Annotated in this window: 22 protein-coding genes and 1 pseudogene; 12 read left to right on the plus strand and 11 right to left on the minus strand. The window is 68.6% G+C overall.

The window, feature by feature from the left end:
- Positions 1–147 precede the first annotated feature (147 nt).
- The 6 genes from V5E28_RS34260 (at position 148) to V5E28_RS34285 (ending at position 6,611) form a co-directional block, all read left to right on the plus strand.
- Positions 148–1,023 (plus strand): PaaX family transcriptional regulator, encoded by an 876-nt coding sequence (locus V5E28_RS34260; protein WP_336213203.1) that lies wholly within the window; start codon positions 148–150, stop codon positions 1,021–1,023.
- 51 nt (positions 1,024–1,074) lie between these two features.
- Positions 1,075–2,412, plus strand: a complete 1,338-nt coding sequence (locus tag V5E28_RS34265) for an FAD-binding oxidoreductase (RefSeq protein ID WP_336213205.1) — start codon at positions 1,075–1,077, stop codon at positions 2,410–2,412.
- 85 nt (positions 2,413–2,497) lie between these two features.
- Complete coding sequence (locus V5E28_RS34270; RefSeq protein ID WP_336213207.1) at positions 2,498–4,030, plus strand: MDR family MFS transporter; 1,533 nt, start codon at positions 2,498–2,500, stop codon at positions 4,028–4,030.
- Positions 4,027–4,599: a hypothetical protein gene (locus tag V5E28_RS34275; protein ID WP_336213210.1), complete on the plus strand. Its 573-nt coding sequence runs from the start codon at positions 4,027–4,029 to the stop codon at positions 4,597–4,599. Before V5E28_RS34270 ends, V5E28_RS34275 begins: the two co-directional genes overlap by 4 nt.
- Before the next feature lie 49 nt (positions 4,600–4,648).
- Entirely contained in the window at positions 4,649–5,902 is a 1,254-nt protein-coding gene (locus V5E28_RS34280) for a cupredoxin domain-containing protein (RefSeq protein WP_336213211.1), read from the plus strand.
- Positions 5,903–6,167: 265 nt separating this feature from the next.
- A complete protein-coding gene (locus tag V5E28_RS34285) occupies positions 6,168–6,611 on the plus strand; it encodes a DUF4158 domain-containing protein (protein ID WP_336213212.1) in 444 nt (147 codons plus the stop codon).
- On the opposite strand, the gene V5E28_RS34290 is transcribed toward V5E28_RS34285, so the two are convergent.
- Positions 6,598–7,251: an NADPH-dependent F420 reductase gene (locus V5E28_RS34290; RefSeq protein ID WP_336213214.1), complete on the minus strand. Its 654-nt coding sequence runs from the start codon at positions 7,249–7,251 to the stop codon at positions 6,598–6,600. The two genes, V5E28_RS34285 and V5E28_RS34290, sit on opposite strands and share 14 nt — an antisense overlap.
- Positions 7,252–7,417: 166 nt before the next feature.
- Positions 7,418–8,167: an SDR family oxidoreductase gene (locus V5E28_RS34295; RefSeq protein ID WP_336213299.1), complete on the minus strand. Its 750-nt coding sequence runs from the start codon at positions 8,165–8,167 to the stop codon at positions 7,418–7,420.
- A 93-nt stretch (positions 8,168–8,260) separates the two neighbouring features.
- On the opposite strand from V5E28_RS34295, the gene V5E28_RS34300 reads away from it, so the two are divergent.
- Together V5E28_RS34300 and V5E28_RS34305 are read left to right on the plus strand one after the other, a co-directional pair.
- Positions 8,261–8,869: a TetR/AcrR family transcriptional regulator gene (locus V5E28_RS34300; protein WP_336213215.1), complete on the plus strand. Its 609-nt coding sequence runs from the start codon at positions 8,261–8,263 to the stop codon at positions 8,867–8,869.
- Positions 8,870–9,206: 337 nt separating this feature from the next.
- Positions 9,207–9,575, plus strand: a pseudogene (locus V5E28_RS34305) (Tn3 family transposase); the annotation flags it as partial.
- Between the two features lie 303 nt (positions 9,576–9,878).
- Here the strand turns inward: V5E28_RS34305 and V5E28_RS34310 are convergent.
- The 5 genes from V5E28_RS34310 to V5E28_RS34330 form a co-directional block, all read right to left on the minus strand.
- Positions 9,879–11,129: a glycosyltransferase gene (locus tag V5E28_RS34310; RefSeq protein ID WP_336213218.1), complete on the minus strand. Its 1,251-nt coding sequence runs from the start codon at positions 11,127–11,129 to the stop codon at positions 9,879–9,881.
- Positions 11,122–11,724, minus strand: a complete 603-nt coding sequence (locus V5E28_RS34315; RefSeq protein WP_336213220.1) for a TetR/AcrR family transcriptional regulator — start codon at positions 11,722–11,724, stop codon at positions 11,122–11,124. Before V5E28_RS34315 ends, V5E28_RS34310 begins: the two co-directional genes overlap by 8 nt.
- Before the next feature lie 267 nt (positions 11,725–11,991).
- A complete protein-coding gene (locus V5E28_RS34320; protein WP_336213221.1) occupies positions 11,992–12,405 on the minus strand; it encodes a DUF6223 family protein in 414 nt (137 codons plus the stop codon).
- Between the two features lie 189 nt (positions 12,406–12,594).
- Positions 12,595–13,302, minus strand: coding sequence for a sulfotransferase family protein (locus tag V5E28_RS34325; protein ID WP_336213223.1), 708 nt, complete (start codon positions 13,300–13,302; stop codon positions 12,595–12,597).
- 210 nt (positions 13,303–13,512) lie between these two features.
- Positions 13,513–13,914 (minus strand): DUF6223 family protein, encoded by a 402-nt coding sequence (locus V5E28_RS34330; protein ID WP_336213224.1) that lies wholly within the window; start codon positions 13,912–13,914, stop codon positions 13,513–13,515.
- A gap of 275 nt (positions 13,915–14,189) precedes the next feature.
- Between V5E28_RS34330 and V5E28_RS34335 the strand changes: the two genes are divergently transcribed.
- A complete protein-coding gene (locus tag V5E28_RS34335) occupies positions 14,190–15,437 on the plus strand; it encodes a sensor histidine kinase (protein WP_336213226.1) in 1,248 nt (415 codons plus the stop codon).
- On the plus strand, positions 15,434–16,132 hold the full coding sequence (locus V5E28_RS34340; RefSeq protein ID WP_336213228.1) for a response regulator transcription factor: 699 nt from the start codon (positions 15,434–15,436) through the stop codon (positions 16,130–16,132). The genes V5E28_RS34335 and V5E28_RS34340 overlap by 4 nt, the downstream gene beginning before the upstream one ends.
- 373 nt (positions 16,133–16,505) lie before the next feature.
- On the opposite strand, the gene V5E28_RS34345 is transcribed toward V5E28_RS34340, so the two are convergent.
- Complete coding sequence (locus tag V5E28_RS34345) at positions 16,506–16,850, minus strand: hypothetical protein (RefSeq protein WP_336213229.1); 345 nt, start codon at positions 16,848–16,850, stop codon at positions 16,506–16,508.
- Positions 16,851–16,871: 21 nt separating this feature from the next.
- On the opposite strand from V5E28_RS34345, the gene V5E28_RS34350 reads away from it, so the two are divergent.
- Entirely contained in the window at positions 16,872–17,018 is a 147-nt protein-coding gene (locus V5E28_RS34350) for a hypothetical protein (protein WP_336213230.1), read from the plus strand.
- Between the two features lie 189 nt (positions 17,019–17,207).
- Here the strand turns inward: V5E28_RS34350 and V5E28_RS34355 are convergent, their stop codons facing one another.
- On the minus strand, positions 17,208–18,122 hold the full coding sequence (locus V5E28_RS34355; protein ID WP_336213231.1) for a hypothetical protein: 915 nt from the start codon (positions 18,120–18,122) through the stop codon (positions 17,208–17,210).
- A gap of 128 nt (positions 18,123–18,250) precedes the next feature.
- Here V5E28_RS34355 and V5E28_RS34360 point away from each other — a divergent pair, with 128 nt between their 5' ends.
- Positions 18,251–18,454: a hypothetical protein gene (locus V5E28_RS34360; protein WP_336213232.1), complete on the plus strand. Its 204-nt coding sequence runs from the start codon at positions 18,251–18,253 to the stop codon at positions 18,452–18,454.
- Between the two features lie 85 nt (positions 18,455–18,539).
- On the opposite strand, the gene V5E28_RS34365 is transcribed toward V5E28_RS34360, so the two are convergent.
- Together V5E28_RS34365 and V5E28_RS34370 are read right to left on the minus strand one after the other, a co-directional pair.
- On the minus strand, positions 18,540–18,800 hold the full coding sequence (locus V5E28_RS34365) for a helix-turn-helix domain-containing protein (RefSeq protein WP_336211117.1): 261 nt from the start codon (positions 18,798–18,800) through the stop codon (positions 18,540–18,542).
- A gap of 1,047 nt (positions 18,801–19,847) precedes the next feature.
- On the minus strand, positions 19,848–20,300 hold the full coding sequence (locus tag V5E28_RS34370) for an FAD-binding oxidoreductase (RefSeq protein ID WP_336213234.1): 453 nt from the start codon (positions 20,298–20,300) through the stop codon (positions 19,848–19,850).
- Between the last annotated feature and the right edge of the window lie 84 nt (positions 20,301–20,384).

Consider the following 20,384-nt stretch of genomic DNA (forward strand, 5'->3'; position numbering starts at 1 on the left):
GGATTGACAAATCGGGAGGGGTTGTTCTCGCAGCCCCTTCCGGACGTCACAAGGCGGCTTGAGGCCGTCGTCCCAGGGTGGGACTCTGGCCACAGCACCCGCGACCGGGGTGTCTCGGTGAGCGGAACGTCAGCACGAAGGAGAGCATTGAAAGACAGCCGGACACGCTGGACGGGCGCCACTCCCTCGATGGCCGCCACGCCGCACAGTGCCGCGGGCGGCCAGCCGAAAATGCTGATCATGGACTTTTGCGGCGCCTACCTCAGGCCACTCGGCGGCTGGTGCCCGATCGTCAAGATTGTGCAGCTGATGAGCGAGCTCGGCGTCGACGACACCGCCACCCGCTCGGCCCTGGCCCGCATGCGCGAGCGCGGCCTGCTGGAGGCCGACAAACGGCACGGCCTGCGCGGGCTCCGGCTCACCGACACCGCGCTGCCCCTGCTGGCCGAGTCCGACCAGCGCATCTTCGGTCACCACCTGCCTGCCAGGCTCGGCGACGGCTGGGTGCTCGTCTCGTTCTCCGTGCCCGAGCACGAGCGGGCCAAGCGCCACCTGCTGCGCTCTAAACTGTCGTGGCTCGGCTTCGGCAACCTGAACAACGGCCTGTGGATGGCCCCCCGGCGCACCGCCCCCGACCTGGACAAGGCGGTCAAGGAGCTGGGGTTCGAGCAGTACGTGATGACCTTCGAAGGCACCTACACCGGCTTCGATGACCTGGCCGAGCTGGCACGCCGGACGTGGGGCCTGGACGAGCTGGCCGCGCTGTATGAGGAGTTCCTGCGCTGGGCCGAGCCGGTGGCCGAGCGGTGGGCGGGGGAGCATCCGCACGGGCGGCAGGCGTTCACCGACTACACGCTCAGCCTCTACCACTGGCGCAAGTTCCCCTACCTCGATCCTGGCCTGCCCGACGAGTTGCTGCCGCAGGGCTGGCCGGGCGGCCCGGCCGCCGAGCGGTTCACTGCCCTGCGCATGCGGCTGGAGACACCCGCGCTGGAGTACGTGCGCACAGTGTGTTCCATCTGACGGATCGCCGGCCGCGACGGGCGCGCGGGCGTTGCGTACGCTCCCGCGTCCATGAACATCAAGGGCTTCAGCGGGCACCTCGTCCGGCGCGGTGACCCGGGCTTCGAGCAGGCGTGCGGCATCTGGAACCGCGCCGTGCGCCGCACCCCTCGCCTGGTCGCGCGCTGCCACACAGCAGCCGACGTGGCGGCGGCCGTGCGGCACGCCGCCGCCGAGGGCTTGCCGCTTGCCGTGCGCGCCGGCGGGCACAACTTCGCCGGCCACGCGCTCGTCGACGACGGCCTGGTGATGGACCTGCGCGGACTGCGCGCCATCCGCGTCGACGGGGACGTGCTGGAGGCCGGAGCCGGGCTGCTGTGGGGCGAGGTCGACGCCGTCACCCTGCCGCACGGCCTGGCGGCGGCCGGCGGGTCAGTCTCCAAGGTCGGCGTAGCCGGGTTCACGCTGGGCACCGGGCTCGGCTGGCTGGGCCGGCGGCACGGGCTGGCCGCCGACAACCTGCTGTCCGCCCGCGTCGTCACCGCCGACGGGGAACTGCTGGACGTCAGGCCGGACGCACATCCCGACCTGTTGTGGGCGCTGCGCGGCGGCTGCGGCAACTTCGGCGTCGTCACCTCTTTTACCTTCCGGCTACACCCGATGCGCGCCGAGCCGCTTGCCGGGACGCTGATGTTCCCCGTCGAGCGAGCAGCGGAGGTCATCCGCCGTGTGGTCGATCTGCCCATGGCCGACGAGTGCAACTACGCCGCGGTGCTGACCAGCCCGCCGTTCGCCGCCAAGCCCGTGCTTTTGGTGACCGCCCTGCACCTCGGGCCGCCCGCCGAGGCGCGAGCCGCCATGGATGAGCTGCGCCGGGCCACCGGCGAACCGCTGCTGGACACGATCAAGCCCACCCCGTTCGCCGCCTTCCAGCGTTCGACCGACGAATCCGCGCCCGAGGGCACCCGCTGGGACGTGCGCTCAGAATGGTTGCGCCCGCTGGACGATGCCGCGATCGAAAGCGCCGTCGCTGCCGCCCGGGCGGCCTCCTCGCCGCTGTCGGAAGTGCTGTTCCGGCCGCTGGGCGGCGCGATCGCCACCGGTCCCGACACCCCCTTCTCCTACCGGCACGCCTCCTTCCTGGTGGAGGTCATCGCCAACTGGGCCGAAGGCGACGGCACCCGGGAGCGGCAGTGGATGCGCGAGACCTGGCATTCGCTCCTGCGCCTGTCGGCCGGCGGTGCCGATGTCAACCACCTCGGCCTTGGCGAGGGCCCCGACCGGGTCAGATCCGCCTACAGCTCCCAGGTCCACGACCGCCTGGCCGCGATCAAGCAGGTGTACGACCCGGCCAACCTGTTCCGCTCCACACAGAACATCCCGCCGTCTCGCCAGCCGGAACACCCGTGATGACACCGCTTCGACCCGGCCGGAGGATGCGCGTGACTCGGGGCCCTTCTTTCATGAAATATCTGGAAAGGACGGTGAGATCGGCATGAGCGCCGACTCTCCCGGACAGGAGCTGAGCCGCCGCGAGATCCTCATAGCCTTCGGCGGCCTCCTCCTCGGCCTGCTGCTCGTCGCCCTCGACTCGGTGACCGTGGCCAACGCCCTGCCCGCCATGATCGCGGATTTGCAAGGGCTGAGCCTGCTGTCGTGGGTGATTGTGGCCAACCTGCTCGGCGCCACAGTCGGGGTCCCGCTGTTCGGCAAGCTCAGCGACATGTACGGCAGGCGGCCGCTGCTCGTGGCCGCCATCGTGCTGTTCATCGCCGGGTCGCTGTTCTGCGGGCTGGCCCAAGACATGACGCAGATGATCGCCGGCCGGGCCGTACAGGGAGTCGGCGGCGGCGGCGTCACCGCGATGGCGATCACCATCGTCGGCGACATGGTCAGACCCCGCAACCGCGCCCGCTACCAGGGCTACCTGGGCGCCGAGTACGCCGTGGCCACAATCGTCGGGCCGTTCGTCGGCGGCTACCTCACCGACGCGTTCAGCTGGCGCTGGGTGTTCCTCGTCAACCTGCCGCTCGGCCTGCTCGCATTGCTCGTCACCGCGCTGGTGCTCAAACTGCCCGTACAGCGTGTGCAGCGGGTCATCGACTGGCCCGGCATCGCGCTCGGCCTGTCCGGGCTCACCTGCCTGCTACTGGTGGCCTCCTGGGGCGGGCAGCAATACCCGTGGGCGTCCCCGCTGATCATTACGCTGGGCGCGGCCGGGTTGGCGCTGCTGGCCGCGTTCGTCGTCGTCGAACGCCGGGCCGCCGAACCGCTGATCCCGATGCGGCTGTTCACCGCACCGGTGACCCGGATGGCACTGATCCTCATCCTGCTCGTCGGCGTGGTCAACTTCACCGCGGTCACCTACCTGCCGACGTTCCTGCAGATCGGGCTCGGCGTGAGCGCCACCAACTCCGGCATCCTGCTTTTCCCGCTGATGGGCGGCCTGATCGTCACCTCCGTCATCTCCGGCCACGTCATCTCCCGCACCGGCCGCTATCGGTTGTGGCCCATCGCCGGCTCGATCGCAATCACGCTCGGCCTGGTGCTGCTGTCACGGATGGACGCCACCACCTCACCTCTCACCGCCGCCGTTTTCATGGGCGTCCTGGGCCTTGGCGTCGGCTGCATGGCCCAACTCACCGTTGTCGTGCAGAACGGCGTCCCCCGGGCCGACCTCGGCAGCGGCACCGCCACCGCCGGCCTGTTCCGGGCGCTCGGTGGAGCGGTGGGCGTGGCGGCCTTCGGCGCGATTTTCACCGGGCGGCTGCAGGCGTACCTGATCGAGTTCGTCCCCGCGAACGCGCTGCCGCCGAACATGCCGGTCAACGCCCTGCAGCGCAGCCCGCAAGCCCTCGCCCAGCTGCCGCCCGAGGTGCGCGACGGCATCGCGCAGACGTTCGCGCACGCCGTCGCCGCCACCTTCCTCGTCGCCGTGGCCGTCGGCGTGCTGTGTCTGATCGGCTCATTGGCGCTGAAAGAGATCCCGCTCGCCGACCCCTCCGAAATCAAGGAGAACGTGGCATGAGACGCCTGCTCGCCCTGCTCGCCTGTATCGCCTCGATGCTGGCCGTCACCGCCTCACCCGCCCTGGCCTGCCCGCCCGGTAACCCGTCCTGCACCTGGGACGAGCACCGCGACGCCTGGTTCGGCGGCTACGTCGTCGACCACTACGCCCAGATCCCCGCACCGGTCGGCACCGGCCCGTCCGCCCCCTCGCCCGTCCGGCCGGACATGACCATCTACCTCGTCGGCAACATCGGCGACACACCGTTCGCCCCCGGCCTGCCCATCCCCGGCGTCGGCTACATGCCCGATCACGACCACGTGTGGCCGAGCTGGACGCTGTCCATCGCCGACGGCTACGGCCAGATGGTCATCCCCGGGCCCAACGCCACCGCCGCCACCGTCCGCACCCGCCCGATGCCCGAAGGCAGCCTGGCCGGAGCACCCCTCGCCTACGCCATCAAGCTCGGCGGCACCTGGCGCGACCTCACCAGCGGTCAAATCATCCAGCTCGGTCTGAACTGCGGCCTGCTCGCCACCACCGACATCGGCTGGGGCGGCGTCGGCTGGATCGAACACAAACCCCGATAGTTCTCGTGGAGGCCGGGAGCACCGGCCCCCACCCTTGCCAAGGAGTGCGATGCACGCGACAACGGCCTGGCACCTCGGCCTGCCGGTTACGCTGGGACCCGCCGAGGAGCCCGGCGTCTCCGGCACGCTTCTGCAAACCGCCGACCGCCTGCTCCTGGACCGCATACCGGCCCCCGGAGAACCGGCCACGCTACACCGCCACCGCGTGGAAACCCCGGACGGCGAAGCCGCTTCCGCGATCCCCATGGGCAAGATCATGGTGCCGCTGGACAACCACGCCGTCGTCGAGTACGGCCTGCGCCGCGGCCACCTGCGCCTGCGCCCGGACGGTGAGCTGCACGCCCGGATCACCTCCCCTGCCTCCGACCGCTTCCGCGTCGCGGCTCGCATCGCCGGCGCCCCCGACCGCGGCCCTGCCCCCGGCGAGCGCGCCATCTACGGCTGGTATCTCGGCATGCCGCTCGTCCACCACCTGATCCTGCCCGACTACTACGGCGGCACCGGACCCTCGCAGGCCTCGCCCGAACTTCCCTCGCTGCGCACCTATCTGACCGGCACCGTCGAACACCAGGCACTCAGCTCCCCGGTGCGCCAGGTGCCCACCGCCGACGGCGTCAAGACCCTCATCCCGCACCAGAACACCACCGACATCCACCCCGGCGGCCGGCCCCACAACAGCTTCGGCTTCTTCGTCGTACGCGGCCGCCTGGGCAACGACGGTAACGTTCGCACCGACGCCTGCCCGCCGGACAGCATCCCCGCCGACCCGCTCGCCCACCAGATCCGCATCGGCGAGCACTGGGTGCGTCTCAACCACCACCTCGTCATCGAGTACGGCGTCGAAGCCGGGCTGCTGCGCCTGGAACCGCTGGAGTTCGGCGGCATCATGACCGCGTCCTTCCCTGACCCCACCCAGCTCGCCATCGACTGCGACGCCACCGGCGTCGTACCCCTCGGCGACATGGCCCGACTGACTGTCGGCACCATGAACCTCAAGAAGATGGCCCGCGCCAACGCCGCCGCCCCTGAAGGCGCCCGCCGCATCGCCGTCTCCTGCCACTGCTTCGCCTTCGAGCCCGCCGAGATCCACGTCCGCGCCGGCGAACCTATCGCCGTCGCCCTGACCTCCACCGACATCCCGCACAACTTCACGCTCGACGAGTTCGACGCCTTCGTGCAGACCGACGGCGGCGATACCGGTATCGGCGGCTTCATCGCGGACCGCCCCGGAACGTACGAGTTCTACTGCGCCGACACCATCCACCGAGCCGTCGGCATGACGGGCCGCCTCCTCGTCCATTAAACGGCGGGCTGGTCCCGGTGATCGAACAAGCCGAAGGCTGCTTCGACGAGATCCAGCACCTGCCGCGTCACCATGGACACAGCGTCCAGTGCGCCACCACCTGGAACGTCATCCCGTTCGGCTGACACGGGGTCCCAGTAGTCCTGTCGAAGAATCCAACACATATAGCTCTGAGCTGCGGTGATGCTGGGGTCGATGTAGGGGTCCGAGCTCGTTTCCGCTACGTTCTGTTCCGGTTTGTCCGGTCTAGAGCGTTGGGTGGTTGGTGTCGGAGAAGATGTTCTCCAGCGAGCAGTTGGAGCAGTTGCGGTCATTCCCGGATATCGGCCGCGATGAGTTGATCACGCACTTCACGTTGACGCCTGCGGATGTGGCGTTCGTGGATCCGGGGCGGGGGCGAGGCCCAGCCGATCGGCTCGGGATGGCCGTGATGGTCGCGACGCTGCCGTGGCTGGGGTTTGTGCCCGATGAGGTGGGGTCGGCACCGCCGGAGGCGGTGGCCCGGCTGGCGACCGCGTTGGGCCTGCATCCAGGGGCGCTGCGGGGATACGGGCAGCGAGCCCAGACCCAGTCCGATCATGTGGGCCAGGTCGCCAAGTACCTGGGTTGGAAACAGGCCGCGACCGACAGCCAGCAGATGAAGGAACTGGAGCAGTTCCTGCAGGTCGTGACGGAAGTTAGCTCCAGGGACAGACTCACCTCAAGATGATCCGTCGCGCCCTGGCGAGGTTGGCAATCAGTTCGGAACGGGTCTGGTGCTCGTGCGCGACCCACGCGGGTTGACCGGGACCGCTGCGCCACGACTCGCTGAGCGGGCTGTTGTCGGCGGCGTCGAACCCGAACTGGTCGTACAGTCGCGTCACGAGTTCCACGGCTTCGGGAAAGTCGCTCGAGGCCGACAGCGCCAGACGGCCGGGGGTGCCCGCCGCTTTACCTGCGGTGGTGATGCGGGGAGCTTGGATGTGGTTGAAGGCCTTGACGACCTTGGATCGCGGAAGGTGTTCTTGCCGTAGCTCGTGAACTGTCTTCTCACCCGAGTCGATGACCGGGATATGGCCATCGCGCCAGACCATGTAGTTGTTCGTGTCAAGCACGATCTTGTCTGCCAGCTCCTCCGCAGGCATGTCGTTGACCACCTTGAGGGGGACCGCCACGACTGCGAAGTCACCAGCAGCAGCAGCGCCGGCAGCGGTTGCGGCACGCGCTGACGGGCCGAGCTTGTCAATGAGATCCTTCAAAGTCTCAGGTCCTCGTGAATTGGCAATAACGACGTCGTAGCCGTTCGCGATCGCCGCACGCGCGACCTGGCTACCGACCTCACCTGCGCCAATGATGCCGATTACTGTCATGGGTCCTTTACCTCAACCTCTCGTGAGACTATTGCGTCGTCGGCCGGCGTGGCCTCGCTCGTGTCTTGTATGGAGTCGGGCGAGGACGCCGCAGCTGGGGTGCCGTCGGGACCGTTCGTTGATCAGGGTGATGGGTGCATCCTCGCCGGATGTGCGGCCATGGAACTCAGATCTGGTTCAGGCCGCCGTCGACGTACAGGCTCGAACCGGTGATGAAGCTGCTCTGCTCGGAGGCGAGGAAGGTCACGGCGGCGGCGATCTCCTCCGGGCGCCCGAGCCGGCCTAGCGGCACCTGCGCAGCCAGTTGCTGCCTGAGGCCGGCGGCCTGCTCCGGGTCGGGAGCGAGCCCCGACAAACCAGGGGTATTGGTCGGGCCGGGCGTGATGGTGTTGACCCGGATGCCGCGTCCCTTGAGTTCGTTGGCCCAGGTCCGCGAGAACGAACGGGTGGCGGCCTTGGTCGCCGCGTACACGCCGAACGCCTCCGCGCCGACGTCCACGTTGGTAGAGCCGTTCAAGATCACCGAGGCGCCGTCGTTGAGCAGGGGCAGCGCCTTCTGAACGGTGAACAGCGTGCCCCGGACGTTGATACCGAAGAGGGTGTCGAAGTGCTCCTCGGAGATCTGCTCAAGCGTCACGAACTCGGCGACGGAGGCATTCGCGAACAGTACGTCCAGGCCCCGTCCCCGGCTGCGGATCGTCTCGTAGAGCCGGTCCAGGTCGGCCAGGTTCGAGATGTCGCCGATCACCGCGGTAGCCGCCGAACCAATCACTTCGACGGCCGCGTCGAGTTCGGTCTTGCGCCGGCCGGTGATGAACACGTGTGCGCCCTCGGCCGCCAGTCGTACGGCACTGGCCAGCCCGATTCCGGTGCCGCCGCCGGTGACGAGAGCGGTCTTACCCTCAAGTAGTCCCATGCGAATAACCTCCTTGGACTTCCGCATCGATCGATGCGGAAGTCGAACGTACCACTTCTGCATCGATCGATGCAGAAGTGGTAGACTGCTGGGGTGGAGACCAAACAGAGCGGCCCCATCGGTCGACCGCGAGGATTCGACGCCGACGAAGCTCTCGAGCGGGCCATGCTGGTCTTCTGGGAGCACGGCTACGAGGGGGCCAGCCTGGCCAACCTGACCGACGCGATGGGCATCTCCACCACCAGCATGTACGCAGCCTTCGGCAACAAGGCGGAACTGTTCCGCAAGGCCCTGGAGCGCTACACCGAAGGCCCGGGCGCATACCTGGCACAGGCCCTGGAGGAGCCGACCGCCCTCGGCGTCGCCACCACGATCCTGACCGGCACCGTCCGAACCACCACCCGCCCGGCCGCTCCCCAGGGGTGCCTGGGTGTCCAGAGCGCCCTGACTGCCAGTGATTCCGGGCGTGGGGTCCGTGACCTTCTCGCCGCCTGGCGCAACAACGGCTGCTCCCGCATCCGAGAGCGATTCCAGCGAGCCGTCGACGACGGCGACCTGTCTCCGGACACCAATCCGGGGCTACTGGCCCGCTACGTCGCCACCTTGGCATTCGGCATCGCCGTGCAAGCCGCGAGCGGTGTCGGCCGCGACGAACTCCAGGGGATGGCCGACGCCGCCCTACGCAACTGGCCGCTCTCCTGAGGACCGCCCGACGTTCGTCTTCGCGAGCAACTGCTCGCTGTAACGGCCGGCTCTCGCAAACGGTCATTACCTGCAAGGCTTGAGCTGCTGTCTACAACGTCCATGACGAACGACTTTCCCTTGGTGATCCGCCTGCTGGATGTGGTTTCTGCCGCCGTCCATTACGCGGATCACCGGAGGAAGCATGCAGGTACAGCGGGTCGTGTCGCCCGTTACAGGGCTGGAGTCATGGACCGTGCTGGGCGACGACAGCCCGATCCAGCCGATCGAGGACTATCTGGCGTACCTGACAGACATCGAACGGTCACCTAACACGATCAAGGCGTACGCCCATGACCTGCGGGCGCGGGTCACCGCGGCGACCAACAAGGTCGAGTCCTACAACGGGTTCTCCAAGTGGCTCGGCTTCGGCGGGGTGCTGGCCGACAACGACCCCGAAGAGCAGGAGAAGCTGATCAAGTTCAACACGCTGCTGGCCAACCTGGTCGTCTTCCACAACGCCCTGGACATCTCCGACGTCGTGCGGCAGCTGGTCGCCGAGGGCTGGAGCATCACCGCCGACCAGCTCGGCCAGATCGCGCCCTACCTGCGGGCCCATATCAGCCGCTTCGGCGCGTACGCCACCGACGAGCTACGTCATCGGCCGGATCCGTTCGATCCCCTGCTGAAGGAGGTCGACTTCGCCGACGTCGAGCTGGCCGCTTGATCACCGAGGCGTTGGTGCCGTTGGCGAACGTGCATCCCGACAAAACCCGGATCGTGTACTGCAAGGACCAATCACGGCGTGGCTCGTGCTCAACGTGCCGAGCCTCACGCTGCGCAACGCCGGGCCGGCCTGGATCGAGCTGCCCACGCCACGAGGCGTCCCGAACTCGAACGCGCCGTCACCCTGGCCCGGGACCTACGGGCCACCGGCGTCGCGGTCACCCTTGTGGTCCATGCGCACAAGCACCTCGGCCGCGGCATCGACCTGGCCACCCTCGCCGAAAAGCCGAAGGCGGCCGGCTCGTCAGGTCAGCGCCTCAAGTTCGGTGACCGCTCGGTCGGTTGCCGTCTCGGTGGCGATCTCAGCCGCCAGTCGCTGTGCCGCACGGCGGTAGGACGGGTCGCGCAGGACTCGGTCGACGGCGCGGGCGATCGTACGGGGTGAGGCGCTCTTGTTCACCGTGGTTCCGGCGCCGAGCCACTCGACGTGTCGTGCGACCTCGCGTTGGTCTCGCCCCAGCGGTACGCCGACCAAGGGAACTCCGGCGGCCAGGGATTTGACGGCGGTGCCGTGGCCGGCGTGCGTGATGGTGACCGCGGTGTGGGACAGGGCGATGTTGTGCGGGGCTGCCGCGGTGACCAGGACGTTGTCAGGCGCGTGGATCGTCGCCGGATCCACGGCCGGGCCGGTGGTCAGCAGGCCGCGTACCGGCAGCGTACCGAGGGCTTCGGCGATGCGCTCAAGGACTGGGCGCTGATCCATGAAGGACGAGCTCAGGCCGACAAGGACCAGCGGCGCGTCACCGGCCGGCAGTCGCAGTTCGCCGGCCCAGGCCGGGTCGTCGAGTCGTGGGCCGACGTGCCGCAGATCGGCGGGAAAGCGCCGGTCAGGATAGTCGAATGCGCGTGGCGAGAGCACGAGCAGCCGGTCGACACGGTCGAACGCCTCGACGACCGAGGCGAGCGGCGGCAGGTCGTGGGCGACGCGGGCGGAGTTGAGCGCGGGCAGGCCCTTCTCCCAGGGTTTGAGGATCAGGCGGGTCACAATCTGGTCGCGCACTCTTCCCAGCGGGCCCGTGGCGGGGGGCAGGCCCGGGCCGGGCGGTGGTGCTCCCGGTGTGGGAAACGGGTAGAGGGTGGTGACCAGCGAGGCCCGGGGGGTTCCGGCGGCCTCGGCGCCGGTGAACGCGCCGAGCAGCATGTGCTCGGCGACGAGCACGTCGGCCGGCCGGGCACGGAGTTCGGCCAGGGTGTCGCGGGCGTAGTCCGCCGCGGGGCCACAGACGATGCGGTCGCGCAGTCGCGCGAACTCTCCCAGCGGGGTGCGGGCCTCGAAGTCTCTGATGACATCCGTGGCCGGGTCGCTGGGGTCGCCCTGGGGCGCGGTCGTCCAGGCGATCGGTTCCAGGCCGCAGGCGGCCACCTCGCCGTGCAGCGATCTGTCCGCCAGCACCCGGACGTGGTGGCCACGTCGGTGCAGGGCGCGGGCGACGGACAGGACGGGTGGTACCGCTCCGCCGCCGGCCCAGGTGGCGAACAGGAAGGTGCTACTCATGGTTCCTCTTTCGCGGGTTGATCGCGGCCAGCAGGTCGTGCATGGCATGTTCGGCGTCCTGGCGCGACACTCCGAGGTCGCGCCGCCACAGCTTCCACAGGCTGACGTCGGTGGCGGCGTAGTACAGGTTCAGGACGTGTTCCCGGGCGGGGCCGGGGGTGGGCAGGCAATCAGCGAAGGCCTGTTCCAGCCAGGCGCGGTGCCGGTCGCGCGCGTGGGCGGCCGCCCTGGCGATCGCCGGGACGCGGTCGATCTGCGCGATCCAGAGCACGTTGGCGTCGCCGTGCCGTTCGTAGTCGTCGAACACAGTCGCCACGATCGCCGCCACGTCGCCGGTGGGCGCCTGGCGGGTGAGCTCTGTTCGTTCGGCGACCATGCCGGCGACGGCGTCGGCCAGTTCGTCCTTGCCGCCGAAGTGGTTGACGATCGTCTGCACCGACACGCCTGCCTCGTGGGCGATGTCCTGCAGCGTGACGTCGTCGTACCAGCGTCGCATCCACAGCGCGGCCGCCGTTTCGATTATGCGTATACGGGTGGCCTCCACGGCGGCGGCGCGGGCGCCCATGCGGTACGGGCGTTTGGCCCCATTTTCCATGGAGTCATAACTATATCCAATTGTGTGCTCAGTCAACTCGAATGAGGAGAGTCGGTCCCGGCGGAGATCGTTCCGGGCGGCGCCTGCTCGGGGATATGCGACGTGACAAGGCCAGTTTCGTAGGCGATGACGACGAGCTGGGGTGCCTGCAGGTGCGACTCCGGTGATCTTCCACAGCGCCGTGCTGGCGCATCTCGGGGTTGAGGAACTGGCGGACAGCCGTTCAGCCATCGAGGAAGATCCAACGAGCGCATCTCCGGCCTTTCATTAGGCGGTGCGACGGGAGCGGGCCAGAGCCAGTCCACCGACGACCATGGCGATCGGCCCGACCACCAGGCCCACGTAGCCCCCGACTATTCCGTAGCCGGCGCCGGGACCGCCCTCGGCGGCGGCCACAACCAGCCCGCCGATGACCGTGCAGGCCAGCCCCACCGCCAGGGCCACGATGGCTCCCCTCCTCCCACCGTTACCGATACGACCGGCGGAGCGGGCCAGAGCCAGCCCGCCGATGACGACGCCGGCGAGCCCCAGCAGCGCGGCCACCGCGGACCACAGGCGCCCAGCGGTCAAGGTGTAAGCGCCGACGGGCTGGGCCAAAACGTGCGCGGCTGCCGGTGTGGCGAGCCCCACAATTCCGAGCAGGGCCGCTGCGGCGGTGGCTAGCAAGTGACGAACGGACATGAGGATCCTTTTGTTCGAATGACGGGCGTCGGCAGCATGTGCAGCGCGCTGATCGCTTATGCCGGCCGAGGGGCCGGTGACGAGCACGAGCGCCTGGGAGGGGTGTCACGGAATCGCATTGATAGAGGGCGAGGACGACCTCCGCGCCCCTCCGCAGGACGGTCCTGTGGAAAGGCGCGATGATGCTGTTCAGTCGTGCGTGCCGGAAATGAAAGCCGAGTCGATGCTGCCGTCGGTCAACAGTTGTTGCAGCGCGCGCTGCATGATCTCGGAGTCGTTGAGGTGCGGGAACGGCTCGCCGGCGGGAGCGTCGACGCCCAGGAACCGGCACAGCGGCTCCCAGCCCTCGCGGACGTCGAACACCAGGAGGCGATCCGTGGGCAGGCTCTTCCGGACAACGGCCATGTGACGGTGGAACGCCGCTACCGCGATCTCTTCGTCGGGCATGCCCCGCTGGAAGTCCCAGGTATCGCCGAAGGTGGACTCTCCGATGAGATCGAGAACCGGGCGGAGCCTCTCCATCGTCTTGAGTACCGCAGCCCCCGCTTCAGGCAGGTCCGGCGGCACGTCCCGGCGGGTGGCGATCAGAGCCTGCATGCTGACATACCAGCGATGCGGATCGCGGACGGTCAGGACGACCTTCGCGTCCGGGTAGACCTCCGCCTGCTCGCGCCAGAAGAAACTGGCCGGCCAGTCCTGGGTGGATCGGTAGCCGCCGAGCACGCTGTCCCAGTCCAGCGGCAGACCGGAGGCGGCGGGCAGCCACCGGTCGACGTGGTCGGGATTGCTCCCGATTTCGGCCATGTGGTAGCAGGGACCGAATCCCAGCCTTTCCAGCGCGGCCTTCATCGATCTGGTTCCGGTACGCGGGAATCCCGCGCCGATCACGTGTAACACGTCGGCCTCCTGCTGTTACGGCCGCGGCGTTCACCTTTCGGCAGACGTGGACCGCGGCCTTGGCGTAGGTGTCGGACTAGTAGGGCAGCCGTACTTGTTGATGTAGAGCTGTCTGCCTGTACGTACAAGATCACGAGAAGTGGCTGCCGTGCGATGATCGAGGTATGTACGGTCATCAGGGCCTCGATCGCGCGCTTGTATTCGCTGCGGTCAGCCGCTCAGCTCGGTGCGGCGGGAGCGGGCCAGAGCCAGCCCGCCGAGGACCGCACCGACGAGCCCAAGCACCAGGGCCAAGGCCGCTCCGAATACTCCGTTGCCGGTGCCGAGACCACCGTCGGCGACAGCCAGTTTCACCGCGCCGTTGAGCCCGCCGGTCAGCCCCACCACCAGGGCCACGATGGCTCCCCTTCTCCCGCCGTTGCCGATACGACGGATGGAGCGCAGCGCCAGCCAGCCGATGACCACGCCGACCAGCGCCACCAGTGCGGCCACGCTGGCCCAGATTCGCTCAGGGGTCCCGAGGAAAGTATCGATACCCTGGCCCGCGCATTCTGCCTGCGTCGTACAGATTGGCGAGGCCGCCTGTGCGGCAAGCACAAACAGGACGGACATTGAGAATCCTTTCGGTCGGATGACGGGCACCCGCAGCGTGTGCAGCGCGGTGGCTCGGCCCATGCCGGCCGAGGAGCCGGTGACGAGCGCGAGCGCCTGTGAGGGGTTTCACGGAATCGATCATCGCGCCGTCGAGGCGGCTGCGGCCTCCGACAGCGGATGGCAGCGTCTACGCAGTTCTGCGTAGACACCTCGTGCCTGGCTACATCCGTCGTCGTAGGCGGTCGCGCGTCTGGGCGGAGTGTTCTCGCGGGCGGGAACCGTAGGATCGCGGCATGAAACACCGTGTGGTGTCGTTGCGCCTGCCGGTGCTGGCGCAGGATGTGTTGCTCGCGCTCTTCATCACCGTGATGCAGGTTCAGGGCACGATGGTCCGCAATGCTGGCGAGGTGGTACAGCGTCCCCTCACCGATCTCGGATACCTGGGATATGTCCTGCTGGTCGTGAGTGGCGTGGTCGTTGTCGTCCGCCGCCGGTGGCCGGTGCCGGTGTTCGTCACCGCCGCGCTCGCCAGCTTGGTCTACTACACCCTTGACTTCCCGGACGGGCCCGGCTGGCTCGGGCTCTTCGTCGCCCTGTACACCGTCGCCGCCTACGGGGACGGGCGCCGGTCGCTGGTGATCGCCGGCGTGGGCACCTCGGTGCTCGCCATCGGCTGGCTGGTCGCCGCGGCCGACATCGAGCCACGCGCCGCCATCGGCTGGGTGTACTTCCGGATCGGCGCGTCGGTCATGAGCGCGGCCCTTGGCGAGTCCGTCCGGTCCCGACAGGTCATCGCGGCCGAAGCTCAGGAGCGCGCCGAGTTTGCTGAACGGACTCGCGAGGAGGAAGCGCGGGCGCGTGTGGACGCCGAACGGCTCCGGATCGCGCGCGAGGTCCACGACACCGTCGCGCACGCCATAGCGATCATCAACGTCCAGTCCGGTGTCACCGCGCACGTGCTCGACAAGCGGCCGGAAATGGCGCGCGAGGCGCTGAGAGCCATCGAGCAGACCAGTTCCCGGGCGCTGCGGGAGATGCGGGCCATCCTCGGGGTACTCCGTGACGACGGTGACGACGACGGGCGGGGACCGTACCCCGGGCTGGGGCAGATCGACGAACTGGCCGCCAAGGCACGCGAGGCGGGACTCGATGTCAAGCTCGAGGAGACCTCGCCAGCGGCGCCGTTGCCCAGCGCGGTGGGAAGTGCCGCCTATCGAATCGTTCAGGAATCGATCACCAACGTGGTCCGCCACGTCGGCCCGACTCGGGTGACGGTAGCGCTGAGCCCCGGGATCGAGGCCTTGGAGATCCGCGTGACCGATGAGGGCCGCCGTGCCGGCCCAGGTCATGACTCCGCGGATCCGCGCCTACCGGCCCCGCATCCGAGCGGCATGGGCAGCTCGGCCAAGCCCGGCCGCGGGATCGTCGGCATGCGCGAGCGCTGTCAACTGCTGGGCGGAGAACTCGACGCCGGGCCGATTCCAGGCGGGTTCGAAGTCAGGGCACGACTGCCCCTCGCGCCGACCGGGTCGCGCCTATGAACGCGGCAGCCGCCTCACCGTTGACCAACGCTCCCATCAAGGTGCTGCTCGCCGATGACGAGGGTCTCGTGCGATCCGGGTTCAAGGTCCTGCTCGACCTCGAGGACGACATCACGGTGGTGGGGGAAGCCGCCAACGGCGCCGAAGCCGTCGAACGGGCCCGCGCCACCCGCCCCGACGTCGTCCTCATGGACATCCGCATGCCCAAGGTGGACGGGATCCAAGCCACCGCCCAGATCGCCGAGACGCACGGGCTGGAGCAGGTCCGCGTCCTCATCCTCACCACCTACGACACCGACGAGTACGTCTTCGACGCCTTGCAAGCCGGCGCCAGCGGCTTCCTGCTCAAAGACGCCGGACCAGCCGAGCTGGTGCAGGCCATCCGGGTGATCGCCGCCGGAGAGGCACTGCTCGCGCCGCGCATCACCCGACGCCTCATCGGCCAGTTCACCGCGCGACGAACGGCTGCCCGGGCCGCGGAGGACCGGCTCGCGGTGCTGACCGAGCGCGAACGCGAAGTGCTGGCCCTGGTGGGGCAGGGCCTGAGCAACCACGAGATCGGTGCCGAGTTGTTTCTCAGCCCGGCCACCGCACGCACCCATGTCAGCCGCGCGATGACGAAACTGGGTGCGCGCGACCGTGCGCAACTGGTCGTCATCGCTTACCAAACAGGACTGGTCAGCCCTGCGATGTAAAGCACAGCCACCCCGCGGTCGCTGCGCCACCGCGGGGGTGCCCGTACCCGATGGCGCCACTGCCACATGACCCCGCCCTGCACGGCCCGCTGGTTCCCCGGGTCCTGCCGTCGTGCGCCCAAACGTCGGCCATCCTGAGCGAGCCGGGGAAAGCCGCTGAGCGTAGGCGAGGAGAGGCCAACATCACCGGATTGCCTTCCACGATATCCCAGCCATAATTGAGTCAATTGTGGCTGAGATAAATGATGTGGAGCGGCGGGCCGCCGTCCATGCCGCGCTGGGCGATCTGATTGTGGGGTCTCACGACCTCCTTGGCCGGGTGCGCTCTGGACATGCTTGACATCTTCAGCGTGCATGGGCGGCGACGAAGGTCTCAGGACATGTTGGACGGCTCGCCCGGGTTGGAGTGGCGGGCGTGGACCTTCAGTTGGGTGATCGGAGCGGTGTTCCTGCGGGGTCGGGTGGCGATCTCCTCTTCGCCGTGCAGGATGCGGAAGTAGGTGTCCTCGATCACCACGGTGACGATCTTCCCAGCGTTGCCCTTGCCAAGTTTCATCCGCTGGTTGCCCACCATGATCCGGCCGTCCCGGCCCACCCGGCGCTGCACCCGGGTGGACCCGGCCGACAGCGGCGGGGGCGGCAGCGGGGTGGCCGCGGCCTGGGCGCCGCGCATCGATGCCAGCTGGTCGGCGGGCACGGGACAAGGCCAGGTGGCCACCAGCGCTCCCTGGCTGATGGCGTGCATCAGGTGCCCGTCCAGCCGGACGGTGAGGCGCTGCCCAGCATGGTCGCGGCGACGTGGAAGGTGCCGCCGGCAACGGTGATGAAGCCGTCGCGGCGGACGTTGCGCTGCGCCTCGACCGGCTGGCCGACCGGGACGACCTGATGGCGCCGCCGGTCCTGGCCAGCGCGGGTGATGCGGGTGGTGGCCCGGCCGGCGGGCGCCGCGCATGGTCAGCTGGTGCAGGTGGTCGGCCGATAGGCGGGAGGGCAGCGTCTTGAGGTGCTCCAGTTCGTCGATGGGATGGGCGCCGACGAACCCCCGCGAACAGCAACTGGCCAACATCCGACGCATCTACGGCCCCGAGAAGGAAGCCCTCGGCGTGCTGACCATCGAGATCGAACTCCTCCAGCCCGCCATCGCCTGAGACACCATCGACCCGCCACCACGACGAATGGCCCGCGCATCGCGTCGGGCCATCGTCAGCTCCGGAGCACACCCATCGTGGCCGTGCGGCACGCTGGGCGGGGCTGTGTGATCGCCCTGGTCAGCGACATGACTGTCCCTTTCTCTCGTACTTGGTCTGTCCCCGAGGATGTTCAGGGCCGCGTGTGCGCGATCGGATGCTCGGGTGGGCTCACTGATCCCCTCAACGAGCCGGGGGCGGCATCGGCTGTCCCCGGCACCGACGAATCGGGACCGGGCCAGGCGCAGGCAGGCGAAGCGGACGGTGCTCAATCTGGTGAGCATGTCCTGGTGCTCACCCCGTAGCGCGCCGTTGGCATCACAGACGCCCCCGGCGCACCATTCCAGCTCGCTGAACAGCACGCCGTAGATGCGGGCGCGGTCCAGGCACACGACACGGCGGCCGCGCAGCAGATCGGCCACCGTGGGACGGAGGTGGTGGAAGGTCGGCGCGGCCCGCAGCTGATTGTCGGTGACCTGCTGCTTGGCGAGGTCCTTGGCCGGGAGCCACGGCCACGTCGGGTTGATCAGCGTGTCCAGCAGCGGCTCCCTCGTGGTGCTGCAGATGGTCAGCTCGCACAGCACCGCGCGCTCGTGTGGGTCGTCGATCGGATCGTCGATGTCGCGTATGGTGCCGATTTCTAGGATGAGGGTGTGAGGGTCGGCCAGTACGTTTTCCGCCCACGTGGCGGCATCCCAGCGGTCCTCGGCGCGCTCTACTGCCGTGGGCGGCAGGTCGTAGGGCAGTGCCTGGTCACGTCGGTACAGGGCGCGGACCGATAGCGGTCCTCGACCTCGGGCCACTGGGTGCCGTCGTCGATGCCTAGGTGCTCGGCTGCGCGGATGACGTGGGTATCGAGGTCGGCGTTCAGGGTCGGTCTCAAGCTCCCATGTCGAGCCGCCGACACATCGGCCGCAGAAAGGCGCATCCCATGCTCCGCATCGCCCGTCTCTTCGCTGCTGCCCTGCTCACCGCCACCTGCCTGCTCGGCGCGACCGCCGCCTCCGCCAGCCCCTTGGACGTGACCTGCGCACCGCCGAGCTCAGAGACGATCGTGTTCAACCCGCCGCTCACCGATTCGGTGCCTGGCCCGGTGGCGCCCGCGGACCGGCCTGACAAGATCATATCGTTCTGACCTGCGAGAAGAGACCCATTACCCAAGATGACGATGGCCTCCGCGGGAGCTTCGCTGTGGTGAAGGCCGCGTCAGGAGTGAACAGCTAGTCATCGGCCGGGCGGTCGCGGGAGTTGTTGATGCGCAGCGCCTCGGCGAGCTGGTCTTCCAGAATGATGATCCGGCAGGCGGCTTCGAGAGCGGTGCCCTGGTCGACCAGTTCGCGGGCCCTGGCCGCCAGGCGCAGTTGGTAGCGGGAGTAGCGGCGGTGGCCGCCGTTGGAGCGCTGCGGCTCGATCAGTTTGGCGGCGCCCAGGCTGCGCAGGAAAGCCGCGCTGACACCCAGGATCTCCGCGGCCCGGCCCATGCTGTAGGCGGGGTAGTCCTCATCGTCGAGTTTGGCCTCGGCGCCGGCATCCGCCGCCGTGTCGGAGCGGGCCAGGATGCGGGCTTGGGCTTTGTCGCCGTAAGCGGCGCTCGATGCAAGCGTGGAAGTAGCGGCTGTGGCCTTGGGCTTGCTATCAGGCCCGGTGGCCAACGCTGTCGATTTTTGATCCATGTAACCTCCCGAACGCGGACGAGGGCCCCGGCGCCATGATGCGCCGGGGCCCGCAACTAGGTTGTGTAACACCATCTACCGGCCAAGAGGCCGAATTGCCGTTTCCGCAACAGCCGCCCGCTGAGGGCGGGGATGCGGGGATCGCGTAAGCGTGACCGTAGACCACCTTCCCGTCTGTGGAGCTGCGGTACCCGCCCGGCGAAACTCCACCGGTGGCGGGCGATCCTGATGGCGTTCAACACTCCCTTCGCTATCTGTGCATCTTCTGATTCCATGACATGGACGACCTGCGATGGCCGCCACGGCAGCGCGTCCACGCGTCGGGCCCCGTCAGCTGCCTGGCCCTGCACGTCCGACCTTCTGCCGATCACTCCGTACTGCATGTGGCAGCGCGTCCACGCGTCGGGCCCCATCAACTGCCTGGCCCTACACGTCCGACCTTCTGCCGGTTACTTCTGCGGGTATTGCTACGGCCCGTATGGCCGCTTGGCAGCGCGTCCACGCGTCGGGCCCCATCAACTGCCTGGCCCTACACGTCCGACCTTCTGCCGGTCACTCCTGCTATCCACGCTCGTCCGGGCGGCTCGTCGTGACGCCGGTATCTCGTGTGCCGCCCTCGTGGATCCGTTCCTTGCGATGTCAGAAACACTAGCCCCAACCGCAACGAATGTCTACCCCAGTCACTACAGATTTTCGATCCCGGGCGCAGCAGTCTCCTCGGACCGCCCTATGGCGAGGAGCTTCTGGCGGGGCCGGAACGTGGATGTCCAGTGCTCAGCTGCAGACCCAGCTCGACTCCCTCAAGGCCGCCAAGGTCACGGGGGTCAGAGAGATTTGGAACGGGGTTCCCCCAGGTCAGTTGCGCACTGCGGCGCCGATCACGCAGGCGGCCACCTCGCAGGCGAAGCCCCCGATCCAGAGCGACCCGAAGGGCCACTTTGACGTCACTGAGGTCGCGATCGGCGAGGTCAAGGGCCGGAAGGTTGTGCTGAGTGTAGGCCGGGAGGGCCTGGTCCAGGTCCGAGACACGACCACGCTGCGGCCGATCGGCAAGCCGATCCCTGGCCTGGCCCGGTCCCGGTCGAGAACGCGGATGCCACCCAGGCAGGAGAGGTCGATGATGATGCCGCCGTCGTTGGTCGAGCCGCCGGCCGTGCCGTGCCCGCCCGAGCGCACTGACAGCGGCACGCCCTGGGTGTCGGCGAGGCGGAGCGCGGCGCGGACTTCCTCGGCGGTGCGCGGAAGAAGGACGAGGCCGGGCCGGCGGAAGTCCCGTACGCGTTCGCGCTCCTGCCTGGTCAGCTCCATAGCGGCCAGTAGTCGCTCTGCGTCGAGGGCGCCCTCGACGCGTGAGATGTGCTCGCGTACGAGGGCAGTTCGGCCGCCCGCAGC

It is taken from the genome of Nonomuraea sp. LPB2021202275-12-8 (assembly GCF_037044575.1).
Lineage (GTDB): Bacteria > Actinomycetota > Actinomycetes > Streptosporangiales > Streptosporangiaceae > Nonomuraea.